We start from the raw sequence: 17,110 nt of genomic DNA on the forward strand, positions 1-17,110 counted from the left end.
GTTATTTTAGAAGTGCAACAAACTCATCAAATAAAAATTCCGTATCAGTCGGTCCACTGGCCGCCTCTGGATGGAACTGTGCAGAGAACCAGGGGTTCTTTTTATGTTTGATACCCTCATTTGATCCATCATTCATATTTATAAATAATGGTTCCCAATCAGTAGTTAAGGTATTGTTATCAACTGCGTAACCATGATTCTGGCTTGTGATGAAACAACGATTAGTACCTACCATTCTCACAGGTTGATTGTGACTTCTATGTCCATATTTTAATTTATAAATTGATGCTCCTCCCGCTTTTGATAGCAATTGGTTTCCCATGCATATACCGAAAATAGGTAAGTTTTGATTTTGCATTGCTTTTCTAATATTTTGAACAGCAGCATCACAGGTATCTGGATCGCCAGGACCGTTACTGATAAACAATCCGTCATATTGAAGATTTGTAAAATCGTAGTCCCATGGAACTCTGATTACTTCGACATCACGTTTAAGTAAACATCTAATTATATTTGTTTTTACTCCACAGTCTACAAGCACTACTTTTTTCTTATCAGTTCCTTCATTGTATCTGATAATCTCTTTACATGAAACTTGGTCGACGTAGTTAACACCACTATAAGTTGCTTCTATTGTGTGCTCCGCATCGTCATCAAAGATGATTTTGCCCATCATAACGCCATGTTCTCTTAATACTTTAGTTAGCTCACGAGTATCAATACCGGTAATACCTGGTACTTTTTCGCGTTTAAGCCAGTCTGCTAAACTTTCTTTAGCGTTCCAGTGACTAAATTCATAAGAATAATCACTAACAATAATTGCTTCAGCATGAATTCTTTCACTTTCCATCAAAGTGGCTAATCCGTTTGATTCAAAAGTAAACGGCGGAACTCCATAGTTACCCACTAACGGATAAGTGAGAGTCATAAGCTGTCCGGCATAAGAAGGATCTGTTAAACTCTCCGGATAACCTGTCATAGCAGTGTTAAAGACAACCTCACCAGCTACCGGCTTTTCATAACCAAACGACTTGCCGTGAAAACAGCTCCCGTCGTCAAGGATTAATGTTACTTTTCTTTGTTGCATTGCAGTCACTCTATCTATATACTAAATTATAGTTTAAACATTAAAATTGATAAACTTGTTCTATATAATCAATAAAGGCTTGGTTAACCAACTTCACACCTCCTGGAGTGGGATAATCTCCTGTAAAGTACCAATCACCTTTGTGATTCGGACAAGCTTCATGTAGTCCTTCAATATGTTGGTATACAATCTCAACTTTGGCCTTAGTCCCTTTGGGAGTTAGCAATTCTACCATTTTTTCAGATATCTCTTCGTCAGTGAATGGAGCATATATGTCTTTCACATAGTTAACCATTTTTTCTTTTTCTACGTTAACCTGTTCTTTAGCTTTGTTATATGCTCGTTCAATAACGTCTCTCATTTCTCTTTCTTTAAGCAGTTCAATTGCAGCTCTAAATGCAATAAACTCATTCATTCTAGCCATGTCAATACCATAATAATCAGGATACCGTACTTGGGGAGAAGAAGATACTATGACTATTTTTTTAGGATGTAAACGATCTAATATGCCAATAATACTTTGTTTGAGCGTAGTACCTCGAACAATACTGTCGTCTATGACTACTAAATTATCTTCGTACGGTTTTAAGCTTCCATAGGTAATGTCGTATACGTGAGCTGCTAAGTCATTTCTACTATTACCTTCAGCTATAAAAGTTCTAAGTTTAATATCTTTAATGGCCACCTTTTCGCTCCTAATCCTCATAGAAAGAATTTTTTCTAGTTCGTCATGATTGGGTTTATGACCTAATTCTTCAATACGTTTAACCTTTTGTTCATTGAGATAATTATCAAAACCTTCCAATAAACCATAAAAAGCTACCTCAGCAGTATTTGGGATAAATGAGAACACAGTGTGTTCTATATCGTAATTGATAGTTTTAAGAATTGGCTCAACTAATTTTTCACCCAGTCTTTTTCTCTCTTTGTAAATATCAATATCACTACCACGAGAAAAATAAATTCTTTCAAAAGAGCAAGGTTTAATATTTTTAGGAGTGTTGATTTGCGTTAAGCGCATCTTGCCGGCTTTATTCCAAATTGCAGCTTCACCAGGCTTTAATTCTTTAATAGATTCAGCAGGAACATTAAATGCCGTTTGAATAACAGGGCGTTCTGAAGCTAATACTGCAACTTCATCATCCATATACCAAAAGGCCGGACGTATACCCCAAGGATCTCTGACCGCAAATGCTTCTCCACTTCCTGTGATACCGCATACCACATATCCCCCATCCCACTCTTTCGTAGATGTTTTAAGTACATTTGACAAATCGATTTTCTCTTCTATTTGATGGGTAATTTCCATACCCTGCAATCCTTCATCTTCACATTCACGATACAGACGTTCAACCTCTCTGTCTAATCTATGCCCCACCTGCTCAAGCATAATGTAAGTATCGGAATATTTTCTTGGATGCTGTCCGATCGTTGTTATTTTAGTAAAAATTTCATCGACATTGGTCATATTAAAATTACCACATAATGCCAGATTTTTTGCTCTCCAGTTATTCCTTCTTAAGAAAGGGTGTACATAAGTAATACCCGATTTCCCAGTCGTGCTATATCTCAAATGTCCCATGTACACTTCACCGGCAAATGGTAAGCAACACTTGGCAAAATTGACATCAGATAATCGATCAGATGGTGCTTCTTTAAAGTAATTTTGTATGTTACCAAAAATTTCAGTAATGGCTCCGGAACCTAAGGCACGTTCACGGAACATATATTCCTCACCTGGATTGGCTTGAAGTTTAACACAAGCTAAGCCGGCCCCTTCTTGTCCACGATTATGTTGTTTTTCCATTAATAAGTATAACTTATTAAGTGCATACATCCACGTACCATACTTTTTCTGATAGTACTCCAAAGGTTTGAGTAAACGAATCATGGCTACGCCACATTCATGTTTCAATTCTTCCATCTTAATATTTAAAAAACAATATTATTCTACTGTAACAGATTTAGCTAAATTACGAGGTTGATCAACATCCATACCTTTACAAACGGCTATATGATAGGCCAATAATTGCAATGGTACTGTTGTTATCAACGGATCAAGGCATTCTATAGTTTCCGGTAATTCAATACAATAATCTGCTATATTGCTTATGTATGTATCGCCTTCGGTTACTAAAGCAATTACTTTTCCTTTTCTTGCTTTTATTTCTTGAATATTACTCAGTACTTTCTCATAAAGCCCATTATGTGTTGCTATTACAACAACTGGCATTTCAGCATCAATCAAAGCTATCGGACCATGTTTCATTTCGGCAGCGGGATACCCTTCTGCATGAATGTATGAAATCTCTTTTAACTTCAGTGCCCCTTCTAGAGCTACCGGGTAACTGTAGCCACGACCTAAATAGATAAAGTTGTGAGCATAAGTAAATATTTTAGACAGCTCGGCTATTTTAGAATTTAATTCCAGTACCTTTTTCATCTTTTCCGGAATCATATTTAACTCTTTTACTATGCTCAAAAAATCATTTTGAGTTATCGTAGCTTTTTCTTTTGCAAGAGTTAAAGCTAACATAGTGAGTACTGTAACTTGTCCGGTAAATGCTTTTGTGGACGCAACACCAATTTCTGGTCCTACATGGATATATGAACCTGTATGTGTTGCACGAGGAATAGAAGATCCTACAGCATTGCAAATTCCATAAATAAAAGCTCCTTTACTTTTTGCTAGCTCTATAGCAGCTAGTGTATCAGCTGTTTCTCCTGATTGTGATATGGCTATAATTACATCATCAGAATTGATGACCGGATCACGATATCTAAATTCGGAAGCATATTCTACCTCAACAGGGATGCGACAGAAACTTTCAATTAAATGCTTGCCTATTAACCCAGCATGCCAAGAAGTACCGCAAGCAACTATAATAAAACGTTTCGCATTCAATAACTTCTCTTTGTAATCAATAACTGCCGATAGAACAACATTTGAACCTTCAATATTAATACGTCCTCTCATGCAATCGTGAATACAACCGGGTTGCTCCACAATTTCTTTTAGCATAAAATGGGGGTAACCTCCTTTTTCCAATTGCCCCAAGTTTAGCTTAACGCTTTTTACTTGGTGTAGCATTTCTACATTATTCAGATTTACAATTTTTAAATCCTTATGACGTCTAATTAAAGCTATTTCCTCATCTTCCAAATAAACTACTTTGTCCGTGTATTCAACTATTGGAGTTGCATCAGACGCTAAAAAAAACTCATCCTGACCAATTCCTACAACCAAAGGGCTACTTTTACGGGCTGCAATAATTTCGTCAGGATGATTTTTCTCTAAAACAGCAATAGCATAAGCGCCAATAACTTCCCCTAGCGCAAGTTGAACTGCTGATAATAAATCTAAATTATTTGATATTTTAATATATTCAATTAGTTGGACTAATACTTCAGTATCCGTACTGCTTTTGAATGAATATCCTTTTTCTTGTAGTTTTTCTTTTAGTGAGGCATAGTTTTCAATGATGCCGTTATGGATGAGTGCTAAGTTTTCGGAAGAAGAATAATGAGGATGAGCATTTTCTGAACAAGGCTCCCCATGAGTAGCCCAACGTGTATGGGCAATACCAATATTACCAGAAATGTCTTTTTGAACAACAAAATTTTCGAGATCACTGACTTTACCTTTCGTCTTATATACGTTTAAATCTTGATTCTCGTTTATCAATGCTACCCCGGCACTGTCATAACCTCTATATTCCAGCCTTTTTAATCCTTTTATAAGAATTGGGTAGGCATCTCTATTTCCAATATAGCCTACGATTCCGCACATATTATTATATCATGTATTTGTTTCGCATGCAAAGATACACATTATAATGACATAAATATCACAAGTCTCTATAAATATTTGACATAAACGCCAAAATTCCGGCAAATGATTATCAGAAGAATATATATGCATAAGTTTTTCATTCAGCATCAAAAGTGATGTTTTGAAATTAAAAATGATATATTTGTTTTAAAATGAAATATAAATAGATATATTAATAATGAAATGAAACTAGTAATATGTAAACAGGAAAATAATGCGTCATTAAAACAGTGCAATAAGAATCACATTGAAATCAAAATGCTATATTTGCAGAACAAATTGACAGTATCAGTAGGTATAAAACAATATTAAGTTATAATGCATGAAAGAAAAAGAACTTTTTAACAACGAAACAAAAGCCGATTCATTCCAACAACATTTTAGTCAGACAGGATTATATGATCCTTCCAATGAACATGATGCCTGTGGTGTTGGTATGCTGGTAAATATTCATGGAAACAAATCACATGAGTTAGTGGAGTCAGCACTAAAAGTATTAGAGAACATGCGTCATAGAGGCGCGGAAGGTGCTGATAATAAGACAGGTGACGGTGCGGGAATTATGTTGCAAATTCCGCATGAGTTTATACTGCTTCAAGGAATTCCAGTTCCTGAAAAAGGAAAGTATGGAACAGGATTACTGTTTTTACCAAAAGATTCTCAATCTCAAGCCTATATTTTAAGTGTTATTATTGAGGAAATAGAGAAAGAAGGATTAACACTTATGCATTTAAGAAATGTACCAACAAATTCAACAATTTTGGGACATGATGCTTTAAGCCGCGAGCCAGAGATTAAACAGATATTCGTGACCGGATTTAGTGATTCGGATACGGCTGATATACAATTATATGTAATCCGCAAGAAGATTGAAAATAGGATATTAGCCTCCGAGTGTAATAATAAAGAGGATTTTTACATTGTATCTCTTTCAACTAAAAATATTATTTACAAAGGAATGTTGTCTTCGCTCCAATTGAGAAGTTACTTTCCTGATCTTACAAATAATTATTTCACTAGCGGTTTAGCATTAGTACATTCTAGGTTCAGTACAAATACCTTCCCTACTTGGAGCTTGGCGCAGCCATTCAGATTGCTAGCTCACAATGGTGAAATTAATACCATAAGGGGTAACAGGGCTTGGATGGAAGCGCGCGAAACAGTATTATCCTCTCCGGCTTTAGGTGAAATCAAAAACATTCATCCGATTATTCAAAAGAATATGAGTGATAGTGCTTCTCTGGATAATGTTTTGGAATTCCTTGTCATGTCTGGATTAACATTACCACATGCAATGGCAATGTTAGTACCCGAATCCTTTAATGAAAAAAACCCAATTAGTGAAGATCTTAAAGCTTTTTATGAATATCATTCCATCTTGATGGAACCTTGGGACGGTCCGGCCGCTTTACTATTCAGCGACGGAAGGTTTGCTGGCGGTATGTTGGATCGTAATGGTCTTAGACCTGCCAGATACCTCATTACTCACAATGATATGATGGTCGTTGCTTCTGAAGTTGGAGTAATGGATTTTGAGCCGGGCGACATCAAGGAAAAAGGGCGTTTGCAACCCGGGAAAATATTGATGGTTGATACTGAAAAAGGAAAAGTATACTATGATGGTGATTTAAAGCAAGATTTAGCTTTAGCCAAACCATATCGTGCGTGGCTATCTACCAACCGTATTGAACTTGATGAACTTAAAAGTGGCCGTAAGATTTCACACAAAGTTGATAATTACAACCAAATGTTGCACACATTTGGGTATTCAAAAGAAGATGTAGAAAAAATTATAGCTCCAATGAGTACCACAAGCGCTGAGCCCATAAATTCAATGGGTAACGATACTCCGCTTGCTGTATTATCTGACAAACCACAACTATTATATAATTACTTTAGGCAGCAGTTTGCGCAGGTAACTAACCCTCCTATCGATCCGATAAGGGAAGAACTGGTCATGTCGCTGACTGAATACATTGGAGCAGTTGGGATGAATATACTTACGCCCAATGAAAGTCACTGTAAGATGGTGCGTCTTAATCATCCGATATTGACAAATACGCAGTTGGATTTATTGTGTAACATCAGATATAAAGGATTTAATACGGTTAAACTTCCTATACTTTTTGAAGTAGAAAAAGGGAAAGCTGGGTTGCAACAATCGTTAACTGATTTGTGTAAACTTGCAGAAAAATCTGTCTCTGAAGGAGTTAACTACATCATTTTGTCGGACAGAGACGTTGATGAAAAGCATGCTGCAATACCTTCGTTATTAGCTGTCAGTGCGGTTCATCACCATCTTATCTCTGTAGGGAAACGTGTACAGACCGCTTTGATAGTTGAATCGGGAGAGATACGTGAAGTAATGCACGCAGCACTTCTGCTAGGTTTTGGTGCTAGCGCACTAAATCCATATATGGCATTTGCTATTTTGGATAATCTTGTAGCAAAGAAAGAAATTCAGCTAGACTATGCAACAGCGGAAAAAAATTATATCAAAGCGATATGCAAAGGTTTACTGAAGGTTATTAGTAAGATGGGTATCAGCACGATACGTTCATATCGTGGAGCTAAGATTTTTGAAGCGGTTGGATTGAGTGCAGAATTAAGTAATGCATACTTTGGCGGTATTAATTCAAGTATCAGCGGTATTGGTTTGGAAGAAATCGCTAAAGATGCTATTGCTTTTCATCAGGATGGATTTGCCAATGAAAATATTGACGGATTACTTATAAACAAAGGCATTTATGCTTATAGAAAAGATGGAGAGCAGCATGCATGGAATCCTGAAACGATAAGCACATTGCAACTTGCAACAAGATTGGGAAGCTATAAAAAATTCAAAGAGTTTTCTTCTTTGGTTGATGGTAAGGAGTCTCCTATTTTCTTGAGAGATTTTTTTGAATACAAACGTAGTCCCATTAGTATTGATCAGGTTGAACCTGTCGAGAATATCATGAGACGGTTCGTAACTGGTGCTATGTCATACGGTTCTATTAGCAGAGAAGCTCATGAAGCAATGGCCATAGCCATGAACAAAATACATGGTCGTAGCAATACGGGAGAAGGTGGTGAAGATGCTGCCAGATTTATTCCTCGTGAAGATGGAACAAGTCTTCGTAGTGCTATCAAACAAGTTGCTTCCGGACGATTTGGTGTGACCACAGAATATTTAGTTAATGCAGATGAAATCCAAATTAAGATAGCACAAGGAGCTAAGCCCGGTGAAGGCGGACAATTACCAGGATATAAAGTTGATCAAGTTATTGCTAAGACACGCCATAGCATACCCGGTATATCACTTATTTCTCCTCCACCTCACCACGATATATACTCTATAGAAGATTTAGCACAGCTTATTTTTGATTTGAAAAATGTAAATCCGAACGCAAAGATAAGTGTCAAATTGGTTGCTGAAACTGGAGTTGGAACTATTGCAGCTGGTGTCGCAAAAGCTAAGGCAGATCTCATTGTGATTTCAGGAGCAGAAGGTGGAACAGGTGCTTCACCTGCATCTTCAATTAAATATGCAGGTATATCACCGGAATTGGGCTTAAGCGAAACTCAACAAACTTTGGTATTGAACAGCTTAAGAGGACAAATTAAGCTACAAGTTGATGGTCAGATAAAAACTGGTCGTGACATTGTCATAATGGCTATGTTAGGAGCCGAAGAATTTGGTTTTGCTACTTCTGCATTAATTGTGTTAGGTTGCGTCATGATGCGTAAATGCCACATGAATACTTGTCCTGTTGGTGTTGCAACCCAAGATGCAGAACTAAGAAAAAGATTTTTGGGACGTAGCGAATACCTAGTTAATTTCTTTACTTTCTTAGCAGAGGAAGTTAGAGAACATCTTGCCGAGATGGGATTCACTAAGCTCGATGACATAGTAGGACGTACGGATTTGATTAACAGAAAATCGGAGAATAAAACAGAAAAGCATGCTTTGCTTGACTTCTCAAAAGTTTTATTCAGAATAAATAACGATGCAGCTTTAAGACACATTATCAACCAAGATCACGGAGTAGATCAGGTGAAAGATGTTGCCATCATTCAAGCAGCTAAAGCGGCCATTGAGGATAACAAAGAAATATCTTTGGAGTATACAATTGCCAATACAGATCGTGCTGTCGGAGCGATGCTCTCTGGTACTATTGCCACTAAAAACGGTGAAAAAGGACTACCGGAACATACCTTGAATATTAAGTTTAAAGGTTCTGCCGGACAGAGTTTCGGAGCTTTCCTTGTTCCCGGAGTCAATTTCAAATTGGAAGGAGAAGCTAACGACTATTTAGGCAAAGGGCTTAGTGGTGGCCGCATAGCAGTTTTACCACCAGTTCGAAGTAACTTTGATGCCGAAAAGAATACCATTGCAGGTAACACTCTTTTGTATGGGGCTACTTCTGGAGAAGTTTATATTAATGGCAAGGTGGGCGAACGTTTTGCAGTACGTAATTCTGGGGCAATAGCCGTTGTTGAAGGAGCAGGTGACCATTGTTGCGAATACATGACTGGTGGTCGTGTGGTAGTATTGGGAAGTACCGGAAAGAATTTTGCTGCAGGTATGAGCGGTGGTGTTGCTTATGTATGGAACAAAGATGGCAACTTTGACTTTTTCTGTAACATGGAGATGGTTGAACTATCGTTGATTGAGGAAGCTAGTTACCGGAAAGAATTACATGAATTAATTCGTCAACATTATCTCTATACAGGCTCTAAGTTGGCTAGAACAATGCTTGATGACTGGAATAAATATGTTGATCAATTTATTCAGGTAGTGCCAATTGAATACAAAAAAGTTCTGCAAGAAGAGCAAATGCAGAAATTGCAGCAGAAAATAGCCGATATGCAGAGAGATTATTAAAACAAATCACCACAAAAGATTATTAAAAAGTTACATTATGGGAGATCCGAAAGCATTTCTTAAAATACATAGACAAGAGGCAGGCTATAGACCTGTACATGAACGTATTACCGACTTTGGGGAAGTTGAACAAACCCTCAATACGAATGATCGCCGACTTCAGGCGTCTCGCTGCATGGACTGTGGCATTCCTTTCTGTCATTGGGCTTGTCCTGTAAGCAATAAACAACCTGAATGGCAAGATGCTCTTTACAGAGGAAACTGGAAAGAAGCATACGAAATACTCTCATCCACATGTGATTTTCCGGAGTTTACGGGTAGAATTTGTCCGGCGCCTTGCGAGAAGAGTTGTGTGCTTAAATTATCTTCGGATGAACCTGTAACTATTCGTGAGAATGAAGCTGCAATTGTTGAAGCAGCTTTTCGCGAAGGATATATTAAAGCAGTTACTCCTAAAAGAAATGGGAAAAAGGTAGCCGTTATTGGTGCAGGTCCTGCCGGACTGACAGCTGCCAACCGATTGAATAAAAAAGGTTATTTAGTGACTTTATTCGATAAGGCTGAAGCTCCAGGAGGTTTGTTGCGTTTTGGTATTCCTAACTTTAAGCTGAATAAAAACATAATTGACCGTCGTATGGTTTTCTTGAAAGCTGAAGGCATTCAGTTTGAAATGGGTGTTGAAGTTAATCTTCAAAACCTTCCTGCCGGTTTCGATGCTTATTGTATTTGTGTGGGGGCAGAAACTCCAAGAGATTTGTCTGTTCCGGGAAGAGAGTTCAAAGGAATACATTTTGCTATGGAGATACTAAGCCAGCAAAATCGCATTTTGGAAGGACAAACTTTCCCCAAAGATAAATTAATTAATGCCAAAGGTAAAAAAGTGCTTGTTATTGGCGGTGGTGATACCGGATCAGACTGCATAGGAACCAGTATCCGTCAAGGTGCACTGAGCGTTACTCAAATTGAGATTCTCCCTCAGCCTCCTGCCGGACATAATAGCGCAACACCTTGGCCACAATGGCCCAATGTATTGAAAACCAGCTCAAGTCATGAAGAAGGCTGTTTGAGAAGATGGAGTTTGACTTCTAATCAATTTCTGGGCAAGAATGGAAAAGTAACAGGTGTAGAGGTTGAAGAAGTAGAATGGATTCCCTCTGAAAATGGAGGTCGTTCTACCATGAAAGCTACAGGTAAAAAAGAGATAATAGAGGCCGATTTAGTTTTATTGGCTATGGGATTCTTAAAACCTGAAGTACCACAATATGCCCAAAATGTTTTTGCTGCCGGAGATTATATCAGTGGTCCAAGTCTTGTTGTAAGAGCCATGTCGGCTGCAAAAGAAATGGTTCAAAAAGTTGACCAGTACTTAAGCAAGTAAAATATAAAAACTCCTTTTAAAGAAGTATTAACACCCCCAAAAAAGTAAACTTATGTGCGGAATCGTAGGAATATTCAATATAAAAGAGCAGAAAAAAGAGTTAAGACAAAAGGCTCTTAAAATGGCCCAGAAAATACGTCATCGCGGGCCCGATTGGAGTGGAATTTACGTAGGCTCCAAGGCTATATTGGCTCATGAGCGTTTGTCAATAGTTGACCCTCAAAGTGGAGGACAACCACTCTATAGTGCTGATAAAAAACAAGTGCTTGCTGTGAACGGTGAGATTTATAATCATCGGGACTTGCGTAATGAATATGCCGGTAAATATGACTTCCAAACAGGGTCTGACTGTGAAGTTATTCTTGCTTTGTATAAACATAAAGGCATTGATTTTCTAGAAGATTTGAGTGGCATTTTCGCTTTTGCTTTGTATGACGAAGAAAAAGATGAATTTCTTATTGCCCGAGATCCTATTGGTGTGATACCTCTTTATATAGGTAAAGATGCAGATGGTAAAATCTATTGTGCAAGTGAATTAAAAGCACTTGAAGGCTTTTGCGATGAGTATGAACCTTTTTTACCAGGACATTATTATTGGAGTAAAGAAGGGGTCATGAAGCGCTGGTATCAACGTGAGTGGACTGAATATGAGACAGTTAAAAACAATGATGCCAAAGTTTCTGATGTACACGATGCGCTTGAAGATGCCGTACAAAGACAATTAATGAGTGATGTTCCCTATGGAGTACTATTAAGTGGAGGACTTGACAGTAGTGTTATTTCTGCCGTTGCTAAAAAATACGCATCTAAACGCATTGAAACTGATGGCGCAAGTGATGCATGGTGGCCGCAGTTGCACTCTTTTGCTATAGGTCTAAAGGGAGCACCGGATTTATCAAAAGCACGTGAAGTGGCCGACTATATAGGAACAGTGCACCATGAAATTAACTACACCGTTCAAGAGGGTTTAGATGCCATCAGAGATGTTATTTACTTCATTGAAACCTATGATGTTACAACCGTACGTGCTTCTACCCCGATGTATTTATTGGCTCGTGTCATTAAATCAATGGGCATTAAAATGGTACTGAGTGGTGAAGGTGCCGATGAAATTTTTGGAGGTTACTTATATTTTCATAAAGCCCCTGATGCGAAAGCTTTTCATGATGAAACCGTTCGTAAATTAAGCAAGTTACACATGTATGATTGTTTACGAGCAAACAAAAGTTTGGCAGCATGGGGAGTTGAAGGAAGAGTTCCTTTCCTTGATAAGGAGTTTCTCGATGTGGCAATGCGCCTGAATCCTCAAGCTAAAATGGCTCCTGGAAATGTTATTGAAAAGAAAATTGTTCGCGAGGCATTTGCCGATATGTTGCCCGAGAGTGTAACATGGCGTCAAAAAGAACAATTTAGCGATGGCGTTGGCTACAACTGGATTGATACTCTCAAAGAAGTCACAACGAATGCTGTAACAGAAGAACAAATGCTTCATGCTCACGAAAGGTTCCCCATAAATACTCCTTTAAGCAAAGAAGAGTATTACTATAGAAGCATTTTTGAAGAACATTTTCCTAGTGAAAGCGCGGCTCGTTCAGTGCCCAGTGTGCCTAGCGTAGCATGTTCAACAGCCGAAGCATTGGCTTGGGATGCTTCTTTTCAAAACGTCAATGATCCTTCGGGTAGAGCTGTAAAAGGCGTACATGCCGAATCATATTAAACAATACATCTAGTTTGTCATTTTACAATGGTGGCATAGTGATCACAAGATATTGTCCTCTGTGATTTCTATGCTACCATTTTTTTATACCTTTGCTTCTGTACATTAAAACCTATATTATGAATATTAAAAGATTATTTTTTGCAGGAGCGTTTGCTCTTTTTGTGAGCCAAATTAGCGCACAAACAAATGTTATTGCCCACAGAGGCTTCTGGAAAACAGATGGTTCTGCACAGAACAGTATTGCGGCCTTAGTAAAGGCAGATTCAATAAACTGTTATGGTAGTGAATTTGATGTTTGGCTCACTAAAGACAATAAGCTCATTGTTAACCACGATGCATCATTTATGGGGCAAAGAATGGAGGACAGCAATTACGAACAATTACAAAAATTACGCCTTAAAAATGGAGAAACGATGCCTGGCCTGTCTGACTATCTGACTGAAGCAAGCAAACTTAAAACTAAATTAATACTTGAGCTTAAAGAACAGAGTAGTGCTGAACGTGAGAGCGAAGCTGTTAAGAAGATAGTAACTATGGTACATAATATGAAACTAGAAGATAGAATAGAGTACATTAGTTTCTCAAAACATGCAGTGAAAGAGTTTATTAGACTTGCTCCTCAAAATACACCTGTTTATTACTTGAAGGGAGACTTAAGCCCTGCACAGTTAAAGGAGTTAGGGGCATCTGGCGCTGATTATCACCTGAGTGTATTCCAAAAAAATCCTCAACTCATAACAGAATGCCATCAATTGGGTTTAAAGGTAAATGTGTGGACGGTTAATAATACGGAAGACTTTCAATGGTGTATAACTAATCAGGTAGATTTTATCACAACCAATGAACCTATTAGTCTACAAAATGTTTTAAAAAACAAATAATCGCTATCTATTTGTGCTTTATTAGTCTCCTAATGATGTTATTTTATAACTATCATTAGGGGTAATTAAGCCCACATACTTTCAGTTTTTAATTATATATATCGTATAAATATTAATGTGATACTAAATATACCCTATTTGCATTAAAATAATAAGTCTTTTAAATTATTTCTATAAATGAAAGCATTTAAAGCATTATTTCATCAAAAAGATATATATTTGCATTATAAAACAACAAAAAGAAATAATTTAAGAGAATAGAACCTCAAAATGGTAAAGGTAATTAAGTTCACGAAAATGCATGGTGCCGGTAATGACTATATATATGTAGATAATACTAAGTACCCAATTGCAAATCCAGAAGAAAAATCTATCATTTGGAGTAAGCCACACACTGGTATTGGAAGTGACGGGTTGGTCCTGATTGATAAATCAAAGATAGCAGATTTCAGTATGCGAATATTTAATGCCGATGGCTCGGAAGCTATGATGTGCGGAAATGCCAGTCGTTGCATCGGCAAATATTTATATGAATATGGACTGACTGCAAAAAGAGAAATTTCATTGGAAACATTATCGGGCATAAAGTTGCTCAAGCTTTCTATTAAAGAGGATAAAGTTGAAGCTGTTACAGTAGATATGGGCGAACCTTCCATGGAACTGATTGAATATAGAGAGGGTGGAATAAAAGAAGAAATGATTGCCCAGCCCATAAAAGTAAACGGAAAAGAATATAAAGCAACGGCTATATCGATGGGAAATCCTCATTTGGTAATTTTCGTAGAAGATATAACAAAAGTTGATTTACCTATAATAGGGCCTGTGTTAGAGAATCATTCTTACTTTAAAGATCGCATAAACGTTGAATTTGCAGAGATACTAACAAACGGAGATATTCGGATGCGAGTTTGGGAAAGAGGATCAGGTATTACACAAGCGTGCGGAACCGGAGCATGCGCAACAGCGGTTGCTGCTTTTATAAATAAAAAGAGTGGAAGAACAAGCAATGTTGTGATGGACGGAGGGACGCTGACCATTGAGTGGGACGAAAAAAGCAACCATGTATTTATGACTGGTCCCGCAACAAAAGTGTTTGATGGTGAAATTGAAGTTGAAGATTAAGATTTATACATTGACAGATACAACAAACTTAAAACAATAAACAAGTATGGCATTAGTTAACGAACATTTTTTAAAATTGCCTGGAAGTTATTTATTTTCAGACATAGCAAAGAAAGTTAATACGTTCAAAGTTACACACCCTAAGCAGGATATTATTCGTTTAGGAATTGGAGATGTAACACGCCCTTTGCCACAAGCATCCATTGAAGCGATGCACAAGGCTGTTGAGGAGTTAACAAGCAAAGGAACCTTTCGTGGTTATGGTCCGGAACAGGGATATGATTTTTTGATAGACGCTATTATTAAAAACGATTTCACTCCGAGAGGAATACACCTTAGTCCAACGGAAGTTTTCGTAAACGACGGGGCAAAGAGTGATACCGGCAATATCGGTGATATACTTCGTCATGACAACAGTGTGGGAGTTACCGACCCTATTTATCCGGTGTATATTGACAGTAACGTAATGAGCGGTCGCGCCGGTGTATTACAAGAAGACGGGAAATGGAGCAATGTGGTTTATATACCCTGCACAAGTGATAATGATTTCATTCCTCAGATACCCGACAAGCGAATTGATGTTTTGTATTTATGTTATCCTAACAACCCAACGGGAACCACATTAACGAAAGAAGAACTGAAAAAGTGGGTAAACTATGCGTTGGCAAATGACACGCTAATCTTGTTTGATGCAGCATACGAGGCTTACATTCAAGACCCAGAAATCCCCCACTCTATTTATGAAATTAAAGGTGCTAGAAAATGCGCCATTGAATTTCGTAGTTTTTCAAAAACAGCAGGGTTTACAGGAGTAAGATGTGGTTATACTATTGTGCCGAAAGAAGTAACGGCTGCTACATTATCCGGCGAGCGTATATCGCTCAATAAGCTTTGGAATCGCAGGCAGTGCACCAAGTTCAATGGAACTTCATATATAACCCAACGCGGAGCTGAAGCCATATATAGCCCAGAAGGAAAAGAACAAGTGAAAGAAACCATAAACTATTACATGACCAACGCTAAAATTATGAAAGAGGGGCTCGAAGCTACAGGCTTAAAAGTTTATGGAGGCGAAAACGCTCCTTATTTATGGGTAAAAACGCCCAATAATACAAGCTCATGGCGTTTCTTTGATCAGATGCTTTATGAGGCCAATGTAGTAGGAACACCGGGTGTAGGATTCGGACCAAGTGGCGAAGGATATATCAGGTTAACTGCTTTTGGAGAACGAGAAAACTGTATTGAAGCAATGAGAAGAATCAGAAACTGGATTAAATAAAAACTCTTTCTTTTTCATTGCAGCTTTAAAAAGATAGTAATTGCGCGCTACTATATATTTGGGACGACAAATCCACAATTTTTCTAACTTAAAATGTAAAAACGATGAGCAAAATGAATTTAACAAAATGGGGAGTAATTGCAGTTGCGTTACTAACATATCTAATGCCTTCTGACGTAAAGGCACAAGATAAAGTGGAAGTTTCTTTAGGTGCTGATTTAGTTAGTGGATATGTCTGGAGAGGACAAGATTTAGGAGGTGTTAGTCTTCAACCCAGTATTTCTATCTCAAAAGGAGGTTTATCTCTTACCGGATGGGGATCTGTTGGTCTTGAAAAAACAGACACACGTGAATTTGATCTTACTCTGGGATATAGCACCGGAGGGTTGAGCTTAGCATTTACTGACTATTGGTTTAACTACTATGGAACTGAAAGCAAATATTTCGATTATGGCGCTCATAGCACAGTTCATGTGTTCGAAGCAACAATCGGATATGACTTTGGTCCGCTGGCTTTATCATGGAATACCAACATTGGTGGTGCCGATGGAACGAAAGAGAACGGTGACAGAGCTTACTCTTCTTACTTCGAAGCAAGTGCTCCTTTCAAATTGGGAGGTGTTGATTGTTCGGCAGAAGTTGGTGGAACTCCTTGGGAAAATACATTCTACGGAGCATCTGGATTTGCTATAACAAACATTGGTTTCAAAGCGACTAAAGAAATTAAGGTAACAGATTCATTTACGCTACCCGTTTTTGCGAAAGCAATTTGGAATCCATGCTCAGATAAAGCTTATCTTACTTTTGGCATGACATTCTAAAAATAAAAAAACAATTCAGAGAGTATAAAGTGAGGTAGCCGTAGTTTATTGATTTTTCGGTTTGTTGTATGGTAACCTTACTGTGGCTGCCAACACTTTATACCTCTTTGAGTATTAGCGACA

Annotated in this window: 10 protein-coding genes; 7 read left to right on the forward strand and 3 right to left on the reverse strand. The window is 37.8% G+C overall.

Annotated features, from left to right (window positions below; all coding sequences use genetic code 11):
* Position 1: 1 nt before the first annotated feature.
* The 3 genes from carA to glmS are packed head-to-tail and all read right to left on the reverse strand — an operon-like array spanning position 2 to position 4,877.
* The gene (gene carA / locus ACKPCE_RS12180) at positions 2-1,087 is read right to left on the reverse strand and encodes a glutamine-hydrolyzing carbamoyl-phosphate synthase small subunit (protein ID WP_319505381.1); all 1,086 of its coding nucleotides are present in this window, start codon (positions 1,085-1,087) and stop codon (positions 2-4) included.
* 40 nt (positions 1,088-1,127) lie between these two features.
* Positions 1,128-3,011: an amidophosphoribosyltransferase gene (locus tag ACKPCE_RS12185; protein ID WP_319505382.1), complete on the reverse strand. Its 1,884-nt coding sequence runs from the start codon at positions 3,009-3,011 to the stop codon at positions 1,128-1,130.
* A gap of 21 nt (positions 3,012-3,032) precedes the next feature.
* Positions 3,033-4,877 carry a glutamine--fructose-6-phosphate transaminase (isomerizing) gene (glmS, locus tag ACKPCE_RS12190; protein WP_319505383.1) on the reverse strand — a complete coding sequence of 615 codons (1,845 nt, stop codon included), beginning with the start codon at positions 4,875-4,877 and terminating at the stop codon, positions 3,033-3,035.
* A gap of 364 nt (positions 4,878-5,241) precedes the next feature.
* Between glmS and gltB the strand changes: the two genes are divergently transcribed.
* From gltB to ACKPCE_RS12225, 7 genes are all read left to right on the forward strand, one after another.
* Complete coding sequence (gltB, locus tag ACKPCE_RS12195; RefSeq protein WP_319505384.1) at positions 5,242-9,786, forward strand: glutamate synthase large subunit; 4,545 nt, start codon at positions 5,242-5,244, stop codon at positions 9,784-9,786.
* Between the two features lie 37 nt (positions 9,787-9,823).
* On the forward strand, positions 9,824-11,164 hold the full coding sequence (locus tag ACKPCE_RS12200) for a glutamate synthase subunit beta (RefSeq protein ID WP_319505385.1): 1,341 nt from the start codon (positions 9,824-9,826) through the stop codon (positions 11,162-11,164).
* Positions 11,165-11,216: 52 nt separating this feature from the next.
* Positions 11,217-12,881 (forward strand): asparagine synthase B, encoded by a 1,665-nt coding sequence (gene asnB / locus ACKPCE_RS12205; protein ID WP_319505386.1) that lies wholly within the window; start codon positions 11,217-11,219, stop codon positions 12,879-12,881.
* Between the two features lie 119 nt (positions 12,882-13,000).
* Positions 13,001-13,765 (forward strand): glycerophosphodiester phosphodiesterase family protein, encoded by a 765-nt coding sequence (locus ACKPCE_RS12210; protein WP_319505387.1) that lies wholly within the window; start codon positions 13,001-13,003, stop codon positions 13,763-13,765.
* A 270-nt stretch (positions 13,766-14,035) separates the two neighbouring features.
* A complete protein-coding gene (gene dapF, locus ACKPCE_RS12215; protein ID WP_319505388.1) occupies positions 14,036-14,887 on the forward strand; it encodes a diaminopimelate epimerase in 852 nt (283 codons plus the stop codon).
* 46 nt (positions 14,888-14,933) lie between these two features.
* Complete coding sequence (locus tag ACKPCE_RS12220; RefSeq protein ID WP_276963371.1) at positions 14,934-16,166, forward strand: LL-diaminopimelate aminotransferase; 1,233 nt, start codon at positions 14,934-14,936, stop codon at positions 16,164-16,166.
* 104 nt (positions 16,167-16,270) lie between these two features.
* Entirely contained in the window at positions 16,271-16,987 is a 717-nt protein-coding gene (locus ACKPCE_RS12225; protein WP_407654973.1) for a hypothetical protein, read from the forward strand.
* The last annotated feature ends 123 nt before the right edge of the window (positions 16,988-17,110 follow it).

This window comes from Bacteroides graminisolvens, assembly GCF_963666085.1.
Lineage (GTDB): Bacteria > Bacteroidota > Bacteroidia > Bacteroidales > Bacteroidaceae > Bacteroides > Bacteroides graminisolvens.

Excerpts from the sequence above, each read along its gene's own strand:
- carA (WP_319505381.1), bottom strand. The coding sequence starts at position 1,087 with ATGCAACAAAGAAAAGTAACATTAATCCTTGACGACGGGAGCTGTTTT.
- ACKPCE_RS12185 (WP_319505382.1), bottom strand. The coding sequence starts at position 3,011 with ATGGAAGAATTGAAACATGAATGTGGCGTAGCCATGATTCGTTTACTC.
- glmS (WP_319505383.1), bottom strand. The coding sequence starts at position 4,877 with ATGTGCGGAATCGTAGGCTATATTGGAAATAGAGATGCCTACCCAATT.
- gltB (WP_319505384.1), top strand. The coding sequence starts at position 5,242 with ATGAAAGAAAAAGAACTTTTTAACAACGAAACAAAAGCCGATTCATTC.
- ACKPCE_RS12200 (WP_319505385.1), top strand. The coding sequence starts at position 9,824 with ATGGGAGATCCGAAAGCATTTCTTAAAATACATAGACAAGAGGCAGGC.
- asnB (WP_319505386.1), top strand. The coding sequence starts at position 11,217 with ATGTGCGGAATCGTAGGAATATTCAATATAAAAGAGCAGAAAAAAGAG.
- ACKPCE_RS12210 (WP_319505387.1), top strand. The coding sequence starts at position 13,001 with ATGAATATTAAAAGATTATTTTTTGCAGGAGCGTTTGCTCTTTTTGTG.
- dapF (WP_319505388.1), top strand. The coding sequence starts at position 14,036 with ATGGTAAAGGTAATTAAGTTCACGAAAATGCATGGTGCCGGTAATGAC.
- ACKPCE_RS12220 (WP_276963371.1), top strand. The coding sequence starts at position 14,934 with ATGGCATTAGTTAACGAACATTTTTTAAAATTGCCTGGAAGTTATTTA.
- ACKPCE_RS12225 (WP_407654973.1), top strand. The coding sequence starts at position 16,271 with ATGAGCAAAATGAATTTAACAAAATGGGGAGTAATTGCAGTTGCGTTA.